The organism is Parafrankia soli, assembly GCF_001854695.1.
Lineage (GTDB): Bacteria > Actinomycetota > Actinomycetes > Frankiales > Frankiaceae > Parafrankia > Parafrankia soli.
The window spans coordinates 1-1,572 of sequence record NZ_MAXA01000164.1; the positions used below are offsets into that span (position 1 = coordinate 1).

Below are 1,572 nucleotides of genomic sequence, written 5' to 3' on the forward strand. Positions count from 1 at the left end.
GGAGTCAGGCATCCCCGACCACCCCCAGCGATCCCAGCGCGCCGGCCGCGGCGTCGACCACCTCGACCGGCGGCGCCCATTCCGACAGCTCTCGCCTCCACGGGGGGATCACGTGCGCGGTGATCTGGCCGTGGGCGGCGGAGACCAGCCGTCCGGTAGCTGTGGGGGACGAGTCGTCGAGAACCTGGTCGAGGGCGATCCGGGCCGCCTCGTCCGGGTCGTGGCCGCAGGCGGCGCCGGCGACCACGAGCGCGCCGTGGCCAGGGAAGCCGATCGCGGTGTCGGGCACGGTCACCAGCCCCGCTCGCGGAACCGGCCGAGCTGCACCCGGATCGCCTCGCTGGCGTCTTCGGCCTGGCTGCCGGGGACGATCTGTTCGGTGAACGCCTCCTCGCCGCGCGGATAGAAGCCGGTCACCGCGTAGTGGTGGTCGGGGCCGAAGGCGTTCTTCCTGCGCTCGGCGTACATGGTCACGTGCCGGGGGATCGCCAGCTTGTGCACGCGGGTCGCGGCGTCAGCCTGGGCGTCGAAGGTGGGCTGATCGAGAAGGGGTGGCAGGTCGACCATGGGGAGTCTCCAGATGGGGTCAGGGTTGGTCGCTAGAAGTTGAAAGATCACCGGACGTGCGAAGGAGTGCCGGGCCGCTCTCGGCGTCCCGCCGGGACAGGTGCTGTGCGGCCGGGTGGCGAATCATCCATCCCCCTGGGGCCGAGACCCGTTGCCGGTCAGCCAGTTCAGGGCTTCGCCGGCGTACTCGGCGCGGCGGTTCTCGGCGGCGGCCAGACGGCGGCCGCGGCCAATGATGTCCGGGTCGTGGTAGAGCCGGTCGGCCAGAAGTGGATCCCGGGAGTCGATTCCCATGATCCGCCGGTTGATGTCCATGGAACGCTGCTCGCCGAGCAGGTCCTGCCGAACGCTTTCGAATTCGCGGTCGTCGTCCATTGGGTCCTCTTTCTCTTTGGCCATCACACGCCCCCGCGGGACTTCCGGAGGGCGGCGGCGACGCGCGGGGCGACCTCCCGGGCCGCCAGCATTGGGACCCGACATGCGATCAGGTTCTCGACCTCGTCGTCGCCCAGGGCTCGGCCTTGACGGTCGGCCGCTGCGATCACGTCCTGCGCGGCGCCTTCCGCGCGGTGACGGGGGACGTCCGGCTGAAATGCCTCGGCGACCGTGTCCAGCTCCGGTGGGTCGATCATGCCGTTCTACCTCCGGTCAGCTCGCCGACCTGCTCGCGCAGCCAGGCGTCCTCGGGGCTACCTGGAGATGCCTTGGCCATCAGCGTCGCGGCCAGTTCGCTTGCGGGCCGCTTCCGCAGCGCCCACCAGGCCTCGATCGTTGAGGCGAGCCACAGAGGTCGTTGATCCGCGTCCAGTGCGTCCGGGATCGGGAGGCTTGCTCGCTGCGTGGCCCACAGGGCTCGGACCCGGCCGTCAGAGAGGCCGACGCGGCGGGCGAGCTGGGCGATGGTGAAGTAGACCGGACGGTCGGCGCAGGTGCTCATCACGTGCCTGCCGGCCATCCGGACTCGATGCGCTGAACGGCGGGGGCCGCGACCGGTTCGTCCCAGTC

Annotated in this window: 5 protein-coding genes; all 5 read right to left on the reverse strand. The window is 70.9% G+C overall.

Annotation, left to right across the window (positions count from 1 at the left end; genetic code table 11):
* Window positions 1–4 precede the first annotated feature (4 nt).
* On the reverse strand, window positions 5–295 hold the full coding sequence (locus BBK14_RS14005) for a hypothetical protein (protein ID WP_071062666.1): 291 nt from the start codon (window positions 293–295) through the stop codon (window positions 5–7).
* Window positions 292–567, reverse strand: a complete 276-nt coding sequence (locus BBK14_RS14010) for a hypothetical protein (protein WP_071062669.1) — start codon at window positions 565–567, stop codon at window positions 292–294. Before BBK14_RS14010 ends, BBK14_RS14005 begins: the two co-directional genes overlap by 4 nt.
* Before the next feature lie 123 nt (window positions 568–690).
* Window positions 691–942: a hypothetical protein gene (locus tag BBK14_RS14015; protein ID WP_071062671.1), complete on the reverse strand. Its 252-nt coding sequence runs from the start codon at window positions 940–942 to the stop codon at window positions 691–693.
* Between the two features lie 23 nt (window positions 943–965).
* Window positions 966–1,199 carry a hypothetical protein gene (locus BBK14_RS14020; RefSeq protein ID WP_071062673.1) on the reverse strand — a complete coding sequence of 78 codons (234 nt, stop codon included), beginning with the start codon at window positions 1,197–1,199 and terminating at the stop codon, window positions 966–968.
* A partial coding sequence (locus BBK14_RS14025; RefSeq protein ID WP_206744666.1) for a hypothetical protein occupies window positions 1,196–1,572 on the reverse strand: 377 nt, incomplete at its 5' end. The genes BBK14_RS14025 and BBK14_RS14020, both read right to left, overlap by 4 nt.